The 15,913-nt window shown below is 65.9% G+C and carries 16 protein-coding genes; 12 read left to right on the top strand and 4 right to left on the bottom strand.

Going from position 1 to position 15,913, the window contains the following annotated elements:
• Positions 1-42 precede the first annotated feature (42 nt).
• Entirely contained in the window at positions 43-807 is a 765-nt protein-coding gene (locus BLV60_RS16445) for a GntR family transcriptional regulator (RefSeq protein ID WP_093056332.1), read from the bottom strand.
• 167 nt (positions 808-974) lie between these two features.
• On the opposite strand from BLV60_RS16445, the gene BLV60_RS16440 reads away from it, so the two are divergent.
• From BLV60_RS16440 to BLV60_RS16405, 8 genes are all read left to right on the top strand, one after another.
• Entirely contained in the window at positions 975-1,187 is a 213-nt protein-coding gene (locus BLV60_RS16440; RefSeq protein ID WP_093056331.1) for a DUF3311 domain-containing protein, read from the top strand.
• Positions 1,184-2,659 carry a sodium:solute symporter family protein gene (locus BLV60_RS16435; RefSeq protein ID WP_093056330.1) on the top strand — a complete coding sequence of 492 codons (1,476 nt, stop codon included), beginning with the start codon at positions 1,184-1,186 and terminating at the stop codon, positions 2,657-2,659. The genes BLV60_RS16440 and BLV60_RS16435 overlap by 4 nt, the downstream gene beginning before the upstream one ends.
• A gap of 25 nt (positions 2,660-2,684) precedes the next feature.
• Positions 2,685-3,887, top strand: a complete 1,203-nt coding sequence (locus tag BLV60_RS16430) for an amidohydrolase family protein (protein WP_093056396.1) — start codon at positions 2,685-2,687, stop codon at positions 3,885-3,887.
• A complete protein-coding gene (locus BLV60_RS16425; protein ID WP_093056329.1) occupies positions 3,884-5,161 on the top strand; it encodes a cyanate transporter in 1,278 nt (425 codons plus the stop codon). The genes BLV60_RS16430 and BLV60_RS16425 overlap by 4 nt, the downstream gene beginning before the upstream one ends.
• A gap of 5 nt (positions 5,162-5,166) precedes the next feature.
• Positions 5,167-5,661, top strand: coding sequence for a nucleoside deaminase (locus BLV60_RS16420; protein ID WP_093056328.1), 495 nt, complete (start codon positions 5,167-5,169; stop codon positions 5,659-5,661).
• A 129-nt stretch (positions 5,662-5,790) separates the two neighbouring features.
• Complete coding sequence (locus BLV60_RS16415) at positions 5,791-6,054, top strand: hypothetical protein (RefSeq protein WP_093056327.1); 264 nt, start codon at positions 5,791-5,793, stop codon at positions 6,052-6,054.
• 188 nt (positions 6,055-6,242) lie between these two features.
• Complete coding sequence (locus tag BLV60_RS16410; RefSeq protein WP_093056326.1) at positions 6,243-7,244, top strand: patatin-like phospholipase family protein; 1,002 nt, start codon at positions 6,243-6,245, stop codon at positions 7,242-7,244.
• Positions 7,245-7,288: 44 nt separating this feature from the next.
• The gene (locus BLV60_RS16405) at positions 7,289-7,831 is read left to right on the top strand and encodes an RICIN domain-containing protein (RefSeq protein WP_143042592.1); all 543 of its coding nucleotides are present in this window, start codon (positions 7,289-7,291) and stop codon (positions 7,829-7,831) included.
• Positions 7,832-7,850: 19 nt separating this feature from the next.
• Here BLV60_RS16405 and dkgB read toward each other — a convergent pair whose 3' ends face one another.
• Both dkgB and BLV60_RS16395 read right to left on the bottom strand, forming a co-directional pair.
• Positions 7,851-8,669, bottom strand: a complete 819-nt coding sequence (gene dkgB / locus BLV60_RS16400; RefSeq protein WP_093056324.1) for a 2,5-didehydrogluconate reductase DkgB — start codon at positions 8,667-8,669, stop codon at positions 7,851-7,853.
• 39 nt (positions 8,670-8,708) lie between these two features.
• Positions 8,709-9,911, bottom strand: a complete 1,203-nt coding sequence (locus BLV60_RS16395) for an MFS transporter (RefSeq protein ID WP_093056323.1) — start codon at positions 9,909-9,911, stop codon at positions 8,709-8,711.
• 911 nt (positions 9,912-10,822) lie between these two features.
• Here BLV60_RS16395 and BLV60_RS16385 point away from each other — a divergent pair.
• The 4 genes from BLV60_RS16385 (at position 10,823) to BLV60_RS16370 (ending at position 14,992) form a co-directional block, all read left to right on the top strand.
• The gene (locus tag BLV60_RS16385) at positions 10,823-11,392 is read left to right on the top strand and encodes a DUF3455 domain-containing protein (protein ID WP_176928811.1); all 570 of its coding nucleotides are present in this window, start codon (positions 10,823-10,825) and stop codon (positions 11,390-11,392) included.
• A gap of 49 nt (positions 11,393-11,441) precedes the next feature.
• On the top strand, positions 11,442-12,017 hold the full coding sequence (locus BLV60_RS16380; protein ID WP_093056395.1) for a sigma-70 family RNA polymerase sigma factor: 576 nt from the start codon (positions 11,442-11,444) through the stop codon (positions 12,015-12,017).
• Positions 12,014-12,730, top strand: a complete 717-nt coding sequence (locus BLV60_RS16375) for an anti-sigma factor (RefSeq protein WP_093056319.1) — start codon at positions 12,014-12,016, stop codon at positions 12,728-12,730. Before BLV60_RS16380 ends, BLV60_RS16375 begins: the two co-directional genes overlap by 4 nt.
• Positions 12,731-12,862: 132 nt before the next feature.
• Positions 12,863-14,992 (top strand): alpha/beta hydrolase domain-containing protein, encoded by a 2,130-nt coding sequence (locus BLV60_RS16370; protein ID WP_093056317.1) that lies wholly within the window; start codon positions 12,863-12,865, stop codon positions 14,990-14,992.
• Here BLV60_RS16370 and BLV60_RS16365 read toward each other — a convergent pair.
• The gene (locus BLV60_RS16365) at positions 14,955-15,893 is read right to left on the bottom strand and encodes a LysR family transcriptional regulator (protein WP_093056315.1); all 939 of its coding nucleotides are present in this window, start codon (positions 15,891-15,893) and stop codon (positions 14,955-14,957) included. The genes BLV60_RS16370 and BLV60_RS16365 overlap by 38 nt on opposite strands.
• Between the last annotated feature and the right edge of the window lie 20 nt (positions 15,894-15,913).

The following is a 15,913-nucleotide window of genomic DNA, read 5'->3' as shown; positions in this document are numbered from 1 at the left end:
CCTGCCAACCGACACTTCGCCCGCGAGCGAAGCGTGGATGCCTCAGTGGCTGTGCCCGTGCGCGGTGGTGCCGCCGCCGTTCAGCAGCGTCGCCAGGTCCACCTCCTGCTCGGCTGCCGCGCCTGCGATGACGCGCTGCTCCAGCTCGTCGAGGTGCTCCAGCGCCACGGCCAGCGCCTTGTCGAGCGACTTGCCCGTCGTCAGTGCTTCGATGATCTGCTCATGCTCGCGCGGCGCGCAGCTTGCGGCCTCGGCGGAGTCGTACAGCGCCTTGTAGAGCTCGGTGTTCGAAATCAGCCGGCGGATGTACGACAGCAGCTCGTCGCTGCCCGCCATCTCCGCCAGCAGCAGGTGGAAGTCGCCCGCCAGCCGGATCGAGTCTTCGCGCCTGCCTTCCTTGAACGCCTTCTGCTCCGCCTGCACGTGCTTGCGCAGCGCGGCCACCTGCTCGCGTTCGAGGTTGCCGAACAGCGTGGTCACCAGCCCGGCTTCGACGATGCGGCGCGCGCGGTAGATGCCGCGCATGTCGTCGATGGACGGGTTGGGCACGAAGGCGCCGCGGTTGTGCTCCAGCACCAGCCGTTTTTCGGAACCCAGCCGCGCCAGCACCTTGCGCACAGCACCGCGCGTGCAGCCCAGCGCCTCGGCCAGCGCGCGTTCGCGCAGGGGAGTGCCGGGGCGCAGCTTGCCGCTGAGCAGTGCCTTCGACACGGCGGCGTAGACGCGTTCGTCCACGTTGGCTTCGTCGGCGTCGGTGGGCTCTGCAGGGGCGGCGGAAGTGGGGGATTTGCGTGCGGTGGAAGGCATAGGCGTGGGGATTATTGCCCGCGCCGTGTCGCGTCCGGGAAATCCCCCGGATTGACTCGGCCCCTCCCGCTCCGTACCATTCGCCTCGTTTGGTTAACCAAAATAATTGTATATGGTTGACCAAAATTGAATTCGAATCTCAACCAGAACAGGAATCGAGGCAACCCATGAAATCCGCCAAATGGCTGGCCGCGCTGCCGGTAGCCGCTTTCTTCAGCGGGGGATGGCTGTCCTCCGTCGCGCCCACCTTCGTGTTCGGCATGCCCTTCCTGATGGTGTGGAACGTCAGCTGGCTGGTGCTGACCTCGCTGATCATGGTGGTCATCGACCGCGCCGAAGGCGACCTCGACGCGGCCGATGTCAAGGGAGACGCCCGATGAACGCCGCACTCGGCGTGATCGCCCTGTTCGTCGTCGGCGCGCTGGGCCTCGCGGTGCTCGCGCGGCGCGGCCGCACCATGAGCCTGGAGCAATGGGCGCTCGGCGGGCGCGGGCTGGGCGCGATCATGGTGTTCCTGCTGATGGCGGGCGAATCGTTTTCCACCTTCACTTTTTTGGGCGCCAGCGGCTGGTCTTACAGCAAGGGCTCGCCGGCCTTCTACATCCTGGCCTACGGCGGGCTGGCCTACCTCATGGCCTTCTGGATGCTGCCGGCCATCTGGCGCTACGCCACCGCGCACAAGCTGGTGTCGTTCTCCGACTTTTTCGCGCACAAGTACGACAGCCGTCCGCTCGGCGTGCTGGTGTCCATCGTCGCGCTCATGGGCATGGTCGCGCTGCTGACCATCCAGCTGCGCGGGCTCGGCATCATCGTGTCGGAAGCCTCGTACGGCTCCATCGCGCCGCAGGTTGCCATCTGGATCGGCACCGTGGTCATGGTGAGCTACATCCTCTTCTCGGGCATCCATGGCTCGGCCAGCATCGCCATCGTGAAAGACGTGCTCATCCTCGCGCTCGCCGTGTTCCTCGGCATCTACCTGCCGTGGCACTACTACGGCGGCGTCACGCCCATGTTCACCGCCATCCACGCGGCCAACCCCAGCTTCTTCGAGTTTCCGAAAGAAGGCCTGAACCTCACCTGGTACAACTCGACCATCCTGCTGACGGCGCTGGGCTACTACCTGTACCCGTTCAACCTCACCTCGGTGTATGCCGCCAGGAGCGCGAGCGCGGTGCGCCGCAACACCATCCTGATGCCGCTGTACCAGGTGGTCATCGCCTTCCTGTTCCTCGTCGGCTTCGCGGCCATCCTGCAGGTGCCAGGGCTCAAGGGCTCGGAGGTCGACCTTGCGCTGTTCGGGCTGGCAAAGCACACCTTCGACCCATGGTTCGTCGGCGTGATCGGCGGCACGGGCGTGCTCACCGCGCTGGTGCCGGGCTCGATGATTCTGCTCACGGCCTCCACCGTGATCGGCAAGAACGTCTACAAGGAAGGCTTCGCCCACAACGCCACCGACAAGCAGGTGTCGCGCGTGGCGCGCGGCGTGCTGCCGGTGTTTGCCTTGGTGGCGGTGTACTTCGTGCTGCGCGGCGGCACCACCATCGTGTCGGTGGCCATCTTCGCGTCGAGCCTGCTCACGCAGCTGCTGCCTTCGCTGCTGTTCAGCCTCATGAAGAAGCCCTTCGGCAACAAGCACGCGGCCTTCGCGGGCATCCTGGCGGGCGGCGCGGTGCTGGCCTTCATGATGACCACCAGCTCGAACCTGGGTACGCTGTTCCCGGCTGCACCGGTCGTCTTCAAGTCGCTCAACATCGGGCTCGTGGCGCTGGCGACGAATGCGCTGGTGTTCGTGATCGTGGCGCTCTTCACGGCGCGCATCGTGCCGCGTACCGTTGCAGCGCAACCTGCCTGATGCTTTCAACGAACGGACTCTCAACATGCCATCGCTCCTGATCCGCAACGTGCGCCCCATGGGCGCTTCCCCGTTCGACGTGCGGGTGCAGGACGGGCGCATTGCCGAGATCGGCACCGCGCTTGCCGCACCGGCCGGCGCCACCATCGAAGACGGCCAGGGCGCCTTGCTGCTGCCCGGCCTCGTCGAAGGCCACACCCACCTCGACAAGACGATGTGGGGCATGGACTGGTACCGCAACGAAGTCGGCACCAACCTCACCGACAAGATCGAGAACGAGCGCGCCTTCCGCCACTCCAGCGGGCACGACGCGGCCACGCAGTCGCTGGTGCTCGCCAAGGCCTTTCTCGCGCTCGGCACCACGCGGCTGCGCACGCATGTAGACGTCGACACGCAGGCCGGCCTGCGCCACCTTGAAGGCACCCTGCGCACGCGCGAGGCGCTGCGCGACGTGCAGCAGATCCAGATCGTCGCCTTCCCGCAGTCGGGCCTGCTGGGCCGGCACGGCACGGCCGAGCTGCTCGACCAGTCGCTGGCGCTGGGCGCCGACGTGCTCGGTGGCCTCGACCCCTGCGCCATCGACGGCGACCCGGTGAAGTCGCTCGACGTGCTGTTCGGCATTGCCCACAAGCACCAGCGCCCCATCGACATCCACCTGCACGAGCCCGGCGCCATGGGCGCGTTCTCGCTCGACCTCATCCTGCAGCGCACAGAGGCGCTGGGCATGCAGGGCAGGGTGGCCATCAGCCACGGCTTCTGTCTGGGCGACGTGAGCGAACGCGAGCGCGATGCGCTGCTCGCGCGCATGGCCAGGCTCGGCGTGGTGCTCGTCACCAGCGCGCCGCCCTCGCGCACCGTGCCGCCGCTCATGGCCTGCCGGCAGGCCGGCGTGACCGTGCTCGGCGGCAACGACGGCATCCGCGACACCTGGTCGCCCTACGGCAACCCCGACATGCTCGAGCGCGCCATGATCATCGGTCTGCGCTACAACCTGCGCCGCGACGACGAGATCGAAGTCGCGCTCGACACCGTCACGCACTCCGGCGCGCGCGGCTGCGGCTTCGAGGCCTACGGCCTGGTGCCCGGCAACCGCGCCGATCTCGTGCTGGTCGATGCGCAAACGGTCGCGCAGGCCGTGATCTCGCGGCCCGTGCGCAAGCTGGTGGTGGCGGGCGGCCGCATCGTGGCGCGCAACGGCGTGCTGCAGGCCGACGTGGCTGCCTTGTGAGGGCAGGGCGCAGTCGTGACGGAGGCGTCGCCTTCGCGGTAGTGATCGTGCTGGTGGCGCTGAACCTGCGTGCCTTTCTCACGTCGAGCAGCCCGCTGCTCGAACCCATACGCCTTGCGACCGGCATCGGCTTTCATGCGGTGGCGCTGCTCACGGTGCTGCCGATGTTCGCGATGGGGGCCACGTCGCTGTGCGGCGCGGCAGTGGGCCAGCGCATCGGCGCGCGCGGCGGTGTCGCGCTCGGGCTCGGAGCCATTGCCTTCGCTTGTGCGAGCCGCTATGTGGCGGGCGGCGCGGCTGCGCTGCTGTGGAGCGCGGCGCTCGCAGGCGCGGGTGTCGGGCTGGTTCAGGCGCTGATGCCCGGCGTCGTCAAGCAGGCCTACCCGACGCGCATCGGCGTGATGACGGGGCTGTACTCCGCCGCGATCATGGGCGGCGGCGGGCTCGGCGCCATGGCCAGCCCGTGGGTGGCGCATGCAATCGGCGGAGCGCAGCCCGACTGGCACGCGGGCCTCTCGATCTGGGCCCTGCTCGCAACCTTCGCGCTGCTGTATTGGCTCAACATGCGGCGCATGGAATTCACAGTCGCCGATGCGCCGCGCCAGAACCTCTCGTGGCTGCGCTGCTTCGCAAGCCGCCGCGCATGGCTGCTGGCGGCGTGCTTCGGCCTCATCAACGGCGGCTACACCAGCCTCGTCGCGTGGCTGCCGCACTTCTATGCCCAGCAGGGCTGGACCGCACAGCAGGGCGGCTCGGTGCTCGCGCTGATGACGGCCGCGCAGGTGGTCGCCGCGCTCGCCATGCCCGCCATCGCGCGCAGCCGGGGGCGCGACCTGCGGCCCTGGCTCGTGCTCACGTTGGTTGCGCAACTGGCGGGCTTCTGCGCGCTGACCTTCGATGCGCCCGTGCCAGCCGTCGCCATCGCCGTCGTGCTGGGCTTCGGCCTCGGCGGTGCGTTCTCGCTGTGCATGGTGCTGGCGCTCGATCACCTGCCAGACCCCGCACAGGCCGGCGCGCTCGCGGGCTTCATGCAGGGCGTGGGCTTCATGATCGCCGCGCTCGCGCCCTTCGTCACCGGCTGGGTGCGCGAGCACACTGGCGGCTTCACGCTCGCATGGGCTTACCTTGCCGTAGTCGTGGTGGTGCTGCTGCCGCTCATGCTGTGCTTCGACCCGCGTCGCTATGCCGCTGCCACAGCGGGTCTGTTCTCGCCGAAAGCGCACCACGCCACCAACGCGCTCACGGCGCTCGACAGCAGCGCCAGAAAGGCCTGAACACCATGTACCAACAGCAATTCATGCAACGCGCACTGGCCCTCTCGGCACAAGCGCTCCAGGAGCCCGGCACCGAGCCCTTCGGCGCCGTCGTCGTGAAAGACGGGGTGATCGTCGGCGAAGGCTTCAACCATTCCGTCGCGCATTCAGACCCGACTTCACACGGCGAAGTCGAAGCCATCCGCGACGCCTGCCGCAAGCTCGGCACCGTCAACCTGTCGGGCTGCGAGCTCTACACCTCGTGCGAGCCGTGCGCCATGTGCGTGGCGGCGATGCACATCGCGGGCATCGCCAAGCTGTACTACGCGGCCTCGCTCGCGCAGTCGGGCGAGGCATTCAAGGGGGTGGCTGTGGCGGCGCGGCACCCCATCGATGTAGATGCACTGCGCGCCGAAGCCGGTGCAACGCTTGCACAGCGCAGCCTTCCTGCGGAGCAGAAGCTCGACAGCGAGGCTGTGCAGATTCTTTCGGACTGGGCTGCGACGCGACGGGGTTCCTGAGCCCACGCGATCGAGGCGGGCGGCGCGGCAGCCGCCCCGATTCACGACGATGTTGTTACTCCCCGCTGCAAGCCAGCGTGAATAGAGTTGCCTCACGGCGCGATACGAAGCGCGCGATGAGGAGTCGGCATGAGCAGCATCAGGAACACCGCGACAACGCAACCCTCCGCACTGGTTGCACAGGCGCTCGCCATCTATCGAAGCATCGCCGCGTGCCACGCGCACATCGCAAACAACAGCAGCAGCAGCGCGAGTAACGCCAACGCACTCACCGCAGCGCTGATGCTGCCCTGCTACCAATCCAGCTTTCGCGAACTGGCACTTGCGCTGACCCTTGAAGAGGAGCGCGAACTTAGGTACGCGCTCGACGAATTTCGCAACTCAGCTGCATGAAGACGAGTACCTTCGCGCAACTTCTGTCCCACTGTGGTGCGTTCCGAATCGTTGCGCGGCCTTCGGAATTACGCTGATGGATTGAACGGGATTTCACTCGTAGCGACAAACACAACCAGCGCCCAGACTCCGCTTCCCCGGCCGGGAATTTATTTCATGGAAGTCATTTCTCTTGAAAGGAGTTGGCAATGGCGGAAAAGCAGAAATTCACCATCCTCTCGTTTGTCGGCGGCGGCATACGAGGGCTGATGCCGGTATCGGTCTTGAACAAGCTGTACGCGAAGTTCCCTCAGATCATCGACAACACCGACCTCATCGCGGGATGCTCGACGGGCTCGATCATCACCAGTGAGCTATTGGCGGGAAAGACGCCGCAAGACATCATCAATCTCTTCACCTCCCAGAACGGGGAGATCGGGTTCTACCAAAAGATGAACACCGATCCGACGGAGCCCGCGTATTCGATCGATGAGGTCTACGCCTCGCAGCTTGCGCTGCATGGCGACGCGAAGGTCCAGGATATCTACCTGAAGAAAGCGCTCTTCGTGACCTTCAATGTCGGCGGACTCGAAGTGCAGAACTCTGTGCAGACGGCCATACCGTGGCAGCCGGTCATGTACACGAACATGATCCCCGACCATGGCGACGTGACCATCGCCAAGGCGGCCACGTCGAGCGGCGCGATGCCCGGGCAACTGGGCTCGCTCGACGGCAACGTCGACGGCTGCTTCTTCAACCACGACCCCACGGTCGCGGCAATCGCCCTGGCGGTGAAGGCGGGCCATGCACTCGAGGACATTACCGCCATCACCTTCGGCACCGGCTACATGCCCGACTGGGTTGCCAGCGATACCCACGGCTGGGGTGCGGACCAGTGGATGAACGGCGATGCGAATCCCTTCAACAATTCGCCGCCGTTCCTCATGAACCAGTTGAAGTCGTCGCCGGTGCTCGACATGAGCCTGAACGGCACTTCGACCGAACTCATGCCGATGCTCGCCAAGATGCTGCTGGGCGATCGCTACATCAACATCAACCCGACGCTGCCCTTCTTCATTCCGGAGAACACGGTCTACCCGCAGGCCCTGCAGCTGCTGCAGGACAAGGGCGCGAACGCGGACACCGCGGACGCCGAAGCCCTGCTGCAGCTGTACTGGGTCGAACACGCGCTCGGCTCGGTGCGGACCTGAGCATCACCTGCAAGCAAACGCATTCCAGGAAAGGAGAAACGACAATGTCGATCACCGCAACAGGTGCTGCAGCGCCAGCACCCGCTATCCCCGTGGAGAACTTGGACCTCGGGCCCTACAACATCCAGTACCTGCCAGGCGACCACTACGTGCTGGACGTGAGCGGCAACAACCCCGCCAAGGGCGCAGGGGTCATCGGGTACACGCTCAAGCTGCCGCAGGTCGGCAACCAGCAATGGTTGTTCGTTCCCGCACCCCAGGCACCGGGCTGGTGGTACCTGCAGACAAAGATGGGCACCGGGTTCGTCTTGACGTTGCAGCCCGACTCCCCGGTCGTGCCCACGCCCGTCGTGATGATGCCCGTCGGCCTGTCCGATGCCGACAGGCAACTCTGGAGCCTGCTGTCCACCGAGGAGCCCGGCTACTGGTACATCCAGTGCAAGTCCGGGGCGAGCAATTCGAATGCGCCGCTGGTCATCGGGCTCGCCGACAACAAGGTGGAAGCCAGCGCCGTGGCCGGCCCCATCAGCTTCACCGGGTTCCGGGCGCAGGCCTGGGGGTTCAAGCCCGTGGGCAGCGCGGGTTGAGAGGAAGAGCGTCGGGAGCTCAGTCCCAGGCCGGCGACAGACCGGCCGGGTCTGTCAGGCGCTCATTGCGGTCGAGCACCGCAATCTGCGCCATTTCTTCATCCGTCAGCTTCAGCTGCTGCGCGCGCAGATTGCCTTCAAGGTTCGCACGCTTGGTAGACGACGGAATCACCGCGTAGCCCAGCTGCATCGCCCACGCCAGCACCACCTGCGCCGTGGTCGCGCCGTGCGCCTTGGCAATCGCTTCGATAACCGGGTCGCCCAGCACCTTGCCGTAAGCCAGCGTCATGTAAGAAGTGATGTGAATGCCCTGGCTCTTCGCGAACTCAGCCATCTTGCGGTTCTGCAGGTAGGGGTGCAGCTCGATCTGGTTGGTTGCGATCTGCTCCGCGCCCACGGCCGCAATGGCTTCCTTCATCAGCGCAATGTTGAAGTTCGACACGCCAATGCGCTTCGTGAGCCCCTGTGCCTTGGCCTCGGCCAGCGCGCCCATGAACTCGGCCACCGGCACCGCGTTGCCGGGCGAGGGCCAGTGGATGAGCGTGAGGTCGACATGGTCTGTGCGCAGCTTGGCGAGGCTGTCTTTCAGGCTGGGCACCAGCTTGTCTTTGGCGTAGTTGTCGATCCAGATCTTGGTGGTGATGAAGAGGCTGCTGCGGGCCATGCCGCTTTCGGCAATGGCTTGGCCCACCTCGGCTTCGTTGCCATAGATCTGCGCCGTGTCGATGGTGCGGTAGCCCACGTCGAGGCCGTTCTTCACCGAGTCGATGACCACCTGGCCCTTCAGGCGGAAGGTGCCGAGGCCGAAGGCGGGAATGGTGTTGTTGTTCGTGTTCATGGTGTGTGTTGTCCTTGTGTGTTGAAAAAAAGAGGGGGTTCAGTGACCGACCGGCACCGGCCCCGAAGCGCGAACCGGAATGCCGGCACGGCGGTCGAGCGTGCCGCTCCACTGCGTGAGGGCCAGCGACACCAGCACGACGAGTGCGCCAATCCACGGCGTGTGCATCAGCCCAAGGTGCGTCACGATCAGCCCACCGGCCCAGGCCGCGCCGGCAATGCCCAGGTTGAAAGCCGCGATGTTCAGGCCCGAGGCCACGTCTACCGCCTGCGGCGTGAAGCGTTCGGCCTGCTTCACCACATACACCTGCAGCCCCGGCACATTGCCGAAAGCCACCGCGCCCCACATCAGCACCGCCAGCAGAGCCAGCCACTTGTGCGGCGCCGCGAAGTTGAACACCAGCAGCACCGCGGCCAGCAGCGCGAAGATGATCTTCAGCGCCGGAATCGGGCCCATGCGGTCGGCCAGCTTGCCGCCCCAGATGTTGCCCACCGCCACCGAGATGCCGTACACCAGCATCACCCAGCCCACCGCGCCGGCGCTGAAGCCAGACACGTCAGTGAGGATCGGCGCGAGAAACGTGAACGGAATGAACGAGCCGCCATAGCCGATGGCCGTCTTCGCATACACCAGCAACAGGCGCGGCTCGGCCAGCACCTTGGCTTGCTGCGCCAACGAGGCCGGCGGCGTGTGGCGGATGTTGCTTGGCACGAAGATCCAGCTGCCGATGAAGGCGATAACGCCCAGCGCCGACACGGCCAGGAAAGTCTCGCGCCAGCCGAAGTGCTGGCCGATGAACGTGCCCAGCGGCACGCCCGTGACCAGCGCCACCGTGAGGCCCGTGAACATGATCGCGATGGCGCTCGCTGCCTTTTCCTTCGGCACCAGGCCGGTGGCAATCGTCGAGCCAATGGAGAAGAACACCCCGTGCGCCAGCCCCGTGAGCACGCGGGCGGCAATCAGCGATTCATAGCTCGGCGCCTTCCACGCCAGCAGATTGCCGACCGTGAACAGCGCCATCAGCCCGAGCAGCAGCGCCTTGCGGGGCAGCTTGCCCGTGAGGGCGGTGAGCACCGGCGCGCCGATGGCAACGCCCAGCGCATAGAGGCTGACCAGCAGGCCGGCCGAGGGAAGGCCGATGCCGAGGTCGGCGGCCACAGTGGGGATGAGGCCAACGATGACGAACTCGGTCGTCCCGATGGCGAAGGCGCTGAGGGTCAGCGCGAGCAAGGCGATTGGCATGAGAGCACTCCTTCTTGGATGTAGAGGAGTGTCTTGCGGTTACCTTTGCGGATAAATGGGGGTTGGGGCAGAAGATAGTTGCGATGGAGTCAATAAATCGGAAGGTCCTTTGGTCAACTTGACCGGTCAGTTGACCAAGTACATACTGTATAAATAAACAGAATTTACTAATCTTGTGCGCGTCGTCATGTTCGAGATTGCCCCATGGACGCTCTCAGCTGCGTGTGTAGCGAATGCCTTGTTGGTCATGTTTGGGCAGATGTTCTCGGTTTGTTCAGCCTCGGGCGGATGTGTGACGTTGTCATCCACTGTCTTCTTGAAGGCAGCCATCTCGGGACTGGAGGGCATGGTCGTTGTCGAAGCCAACGGGGACAAGCCAGTTGCATGCGCGGCGTCATCGTCATAAACCGCCGATTGCTGCAGCATCGACAGCAGCGGTTGCGGCACCGGGCAGTGGCATACCACCACATCCCCCTCCAACTACCTCCGATATGAACTGCGGGCGCCGTGGCCCTCCCGCCTTAGCAATGATGCCGACGCTGTTGCACCCTTCGCAGTAAGCCCTGCCGCCGATCAATGCGGCGCGGCGGCCGAACATATCGAGCATCGGGCCGTCGTAGGGCAGCACCCGCCCACCAGGAGCCGGCGGATCGCCGACCACAAGAACCTTTCGATCCATTCAATACACCCAGAGTTGATGACCCAGGAGGTGTACGTGGCCGAGCGAGTAAGCACTGTTGTCTATCGTTAAACGGCCGTTCGTATTTCACGGTACGACGCACATTCAATTCAGGGCTCGCTGCTCGTCCAAAAAATCTTTCGCTCCCCCTGCATCCAAACCCACCCCTGGCGTGTAGACCCTTCAGCAGCGAGGAGCTGCTGCTGCCCATCTACAACCCAGGAGTATTTCCATGCACACCTCCCGTCCCACCCGCTCGCTCGCCGTTCTCGGCGCTGTCTCCGCCGCTGCCGCCGTACTCACCGCCTGCGGTTCGATGTCTTCAGGCCCCGCCTTCAACCAGTCCAGCCTGCCGCCAACCATCCAGGTGCCGGCCGGTAACAAGGTCGCCATGGAAACCATCGGCAAGGGCGACATCACGTACGAATGCCGCGACAAGGCCAATGCCCCGGGCCAGACCGAGTGGGTGTTCGTTGGCCCCGATGCAAAGCTGTGGGACCGCAGCGGCAAGCAGGTCGGCAAGTACTACGGCCCGCCGGCCACCTGGGAGGCGAACGACGGCTCCAAGCTCACGGCCACGCAACTGGCTGTCGCACCCTCGGGGCCGACCAGCCTGCCGTTCCAGCTCGTCAAGGCCAACCCGGCGGTGGGCTCGGGCGCGATGACGGGCGTTACCTATATCCAGCGCGTAGCGCTGCAGGGCGGCGTGGCTCCGGCTGCCGTGCCGTGCACGCCGGCCACCAAGGGCCAGAAGCAGGTCGTGCAGTACCAGGCCGACTACATCTTCTGGAAGGCGTCCTGATCGGCGGGTGATTCAGCAGTGGGGCCATTGGCTCCACTACCATCGGCCGGTGCAAAACCCGCCGCCTCCCGTCGCGCCTTTCGACTACGACGCCGCCCTCATGGCTTGCGCACGCGGCGATCGCCAGGCTTTGCAGCAGCTGTACGAGCGCGAGAGCCGCTACCTGATGGGCGTGGCGCTGCGCATCGTGCGCCAGCGCCAGCAGGCCGAAGACGTGCTGCACGATGCCTTCATCAGCATCTGGCAGCGCGCGGAGAGTTTCAATCCGGCGCGCGGCGAAGGCCGCGGGTGGGTCTACAGCGTGGTGCGCAATGCGGCGCTGAACATGGCGCGCAGCGGCGCGCGCCAGGTGGACGTGAGCGAAGACGCCGCCGAGGCCATCGACGACCAGGCCGCGCTGGCGGCATATGCCTCGGCTGGCGATCCATTCGAATTGCGCGCCGATCTGGGCAGGCTCGACAACTGCCTGAAAGGGCTGGAGCCGGCGCGGCGCGATTGCATCCTCTATGCGTATGTCGAAGGCTGCTCGCATGGCGAGATCGCCGAGCGGCTGCAAACGCCGTTGGGCACGGTGAAGGCCTGGATCCAGCGCGGCATGCGCGCGCTGCGGGAGTGCATGGCATGAGCGGCAGCAACAACCCGACCGACGACGACATCGACGCAGTGGCGGGCGAGTACGTGTTGGGCACGCTGTCGGCTGGCGCGCGTGCGGCGGTCGAAGCGCGTATGCATGCCGAGCCGGCTTTGCGCGAAGCCGTGCAGGGTTGGGAGGCACGGCTGTTGCCACTGACCGCGCTTGCGCCCCCGGCGGACCCGTCGCCCGCGCTGTGGGCGCGCATCGAGCAGAGCCTTGGCAACGTAGCGAAGCCGAAGCCCGCGCGTCCGTCGGCGTTCTCAAGCTGGTGGAACAACCTTCAGCTCTGGCGTGGCCTGGCCGCTGGCGGGTTCGCTGCCGCCGCACTGATGGTTGCGGTGCTCGTCACTCGCCCGTTGCCTCAGCCGCAGTACATGGTGGTGCTGGTCGCCCCGCAGGACAAGTCGCCGGGCTGGGTGATTCAGACCACCTCGTCGCGCCAGCTGAGCCTGGTGCCGCTGGGCACGTTCGAGGTGCCGCCGCAGAAAGCGCTTCAGTTCTGGACCAAGGCCGATCAGTGGCGCGGACCGGTGTCGCTGGGGCTGGTCAAGCAGGGGCAGACGCTGCGCATTCCCATCGACAAGCTGCCGCCGCTGGAGCCGAACCAGCTGTTCGAACTCACGCTGGAGCCTGAGAACGGCTCGCCTATCGACCGGCCGACGGGGCCGATCCAGTTCATCGGGCGTGCGGTCAAGGTGATGTAGCAGCGCTCGCTGCGCCTGTCCTTAACCATCGGTTAAGACCGGCTAAACAAGACGCGAATTGTCGGCGCGCCTCCGAATCGTGAGGATGCAAGGCGCCGACACGTTCGGAGCAGCATAAAAACAGGAGACAGCATGCACCCCAGAAACCTGAGCGGGCGCCGGTTACGCCTGCATTGGCTCGCGGCGGCCGTGGCGGCGATCGTGGCTGCCGCACCGGCCGAGGCTCGTGTCACCCGCATCGTGATCGACGATGTCTCGGCGCTCACGGGGCAGTCGATTCCGTACGAGCAGATCCGCGGTCGCGCCTTCGGCGAGCTCGACCCGAACGATCCGCACAACAGCATCGTTACCGACATCAAGCTGGGGGCGGACGCCGATGGCAAGGTGCGCTACGAAACCTCGTTCAATCTGGTGAAGCCGGTCGACATGAACCGCGCCAGCGGCTTTCTCTGGCATGACGTACCCAATCGCGGCGGCGCCGGAACCATCGGCGTCGAAGAGCGCGAACTGGGCGACATTGGCCTGCGCAGCGGCTGGCAGGCGGACAACGCCGGCAACACGGGCGTTCCTGTCAACCGCGCCTCGGGCACCAATCACTGGGTGGCGGCGCCCATCGCGAAGGTGGGTGACGTGGCCGTCTCAGGCAATGTGCTCGCGCGAATCGTCAATCAGAGCGGCCCGGACTCCAAGCCGCTGATGGTGCAGACGAACCCTGTGCCATATCTCCCGGCCACGCTGGACACGACCAAGGCGACGCTGAAGACGCACACGAAGGAGACTGTCGACGGCGTTGTCACCGAGGGGCCTGACATCGCCCCGGGCGACTGGGCATTCGCGAAATGCGACGCCGGCAACCCGTTTCCCGGTACGCCGATCGACAACAACCCCGCCAACGCACCTGGCAACCTGCCGGTGCATATCTGCTTGCGCAACGGCTTCGATCCCAAGCTGCTGTACCAGGTGGTGTATCCGGCACAGAACGCCTACGTCCTGGGCGTGGGGATGGCGGCATTCCGCGACGTTGGCACCTTCTTCCGCTACGAAGCCGCCGACGACTCCGGCACGCGCAATCCGGTTACAGGCTTCGTCAAGGGCACGGCCGTGCGGGGTGTGTCGCAGTCCGGAAACATGGTGCGGCAGTTCATCTTCATGGGCCTGAACCAGGACGAACGCAACCGCATGGTCTATGACGGAGCCTGGCCGATCATCGCGGGCCGCCGGGTGGCCGCGAACTCGCGCTGGGCCCAGCCGGACGGGGTGCTGGAGCTTTACCAGCAGGGCAGCGAAGGCCCGCAGTGGTGGGCGGACTGGCCAGACCCGGTGCGCAAGCAGCCCACCGGCAGCATCTTCTCGCGTTGCGACAAGAACAGCACCTGCCCGAAGGTGATCGAGCATTTCGGGTCGGCCGAGGTGTACGCGCTGAAGCTGACGCCGGAATGGATCGGCACGGCCGGCGACGCGGACATTCCGTTGCCCCGCAACGTTCGCCGCTACTACGTGCCGAGCAGCAGCCACGGCGGCGGATCTGGTGGCTTCGCGCACATGCCGCCGGAGACTGCCGCCAGTCCCATCTGCCCCGGCAACAGCTTTGGCCGCGGCACGCTGGCGGCGAACCCGGTGCCGCACACGGAGATCACCAACGTGCTGCGCATGGCCATGCGCGACTGGGTGTTGAAGGGCACACCGCCGCCGCCGAGCCGATGGCCCACGCTGGCGGGCAAGACGCTGGTTGACGCGAACAGGGCGGCAATGGGCTTTCCGGGCGCCGTGCCCGGCGTTCCGGACTCGATCTTCCAGCGGGAGAACTTTGCGTTTCCGGTGTTCGACTACGACTGGGGCCCGCAATTCGATCACGCGGAAGCTTCTGGCGTGCCTACCAACGTGCCGCCGGTCATCAGGAAGGTCATCCCGATGAAGGTGCCGAAGGTCGATGCCGACGGCAACGAGATCGGGGGCGTGCCCACCGTGCTCGTGATGGCGCCGCTGGGCACCTACCTGGGCTTCAACATCACCGCCGGGGGTTTCCATCAGGGGCAGGTGTGCAACTACGTGGGCGGCTATGTGCCGTTCGCGCGAACGCGTGCCGAGCGCATCGCCCGCGGCGACCCGCGTCTGTCGCTCGAGGAGCGCTACGGCAGCCACGAGGGCTACGAGGCTGCGGTTCGCGCCGCAGCCGGCAAGGCGTTTGCCGAGGGCTTTCTTCTGCCTGCCGATCGTGACCGGCTCATCCGGCAGGCGTCCGAGAGCGCTGTGCTTCGCTGAACGCGGCCGTGCCTTCGATCATCTCCACGAGGGCGGCTGCCGGTGCGGACAGTTCCGAGCGGCTGCGCATGGCCAGCAGCAGCACGCGCTCCATCTCGATGCCTTCGAGGCCAACCTGCACGAGGCCGAGGGCCTGGGCATAGAGGGCGGCGGCCGCGCGCGGCAGGATCGCCAGACCCAGCCCCGATGCGACCATGCGGCACATCGAATCGAAGCTGCGTACCTGCACCCGGATGCGGGGCGTGCGCTGTACCGCGTCTGCCGCCGCCATTACCTTGCGCGTGAGCGACGCGCTTCGTGCCAGCGTGACGAGGTCGTGGTCGAACACGTCCTCGATGGAGGCGTTCTGCCGGCCCTCCAGTGCATGGCCTGCCGGCACGAGCAGGACCAGTTGGTCGATATTGCAGACGATGGTCTCCAGGCCTTCACGCGGAACGTTGTCGCCGATGACGGCAAGCTCCGCCGTGCCTTTAAGCACGGCGCGGATACCGTCCTCGCTCAATGCGTCTTCCATGTCGATCACGACATGGGGATAGCGGCGGGCATACGCTGCCAGCACGCTCGGCAGGAAGCCTCCGAAGGCTGAAGGATTGGCGCACAACCGCAGGTGGCCAGTGGCACCCGATTGAAGATCGTCGACCGCCTGCACGAGTTGCTCCAGCCGCGCGATCACCTCGATGGCGTGCCGGTGCAGGGTCTGTCCCTCCGGCGTGGCGGTCACGCCGCGCTGCCCCCGCTGGAGCAGGGCGACGCCGCAATGCCGTTCGAGGTCGGTGATGCGCTTGCTCACCGCCGGGAGCGAAACGCCGAATCGATCCGCGCCCGCCGTCAGGCTCCCTGCATCGACGACTGCGACGAAAAGGCGCAGGGAGATGAGATCGAAACGGTTCAGGTTGAGCATGGCGGTTGGATTTGACCACC

The organism is Variovorax sp. YR634 (assembly GCF_900106655.1).
In the GTDB taxonomy this organism is placed as follows: Bacteria; Pseudomonadota; Gammaproteobacteria; order Burkholderiales; family Burkholderiaceae_C; genus Variovorax.
The sequence above is the reverse complement of the archived record's forward strand: the minus strand, read 5'-3'. Positions and strand labels throughout refer to the sequence as shown.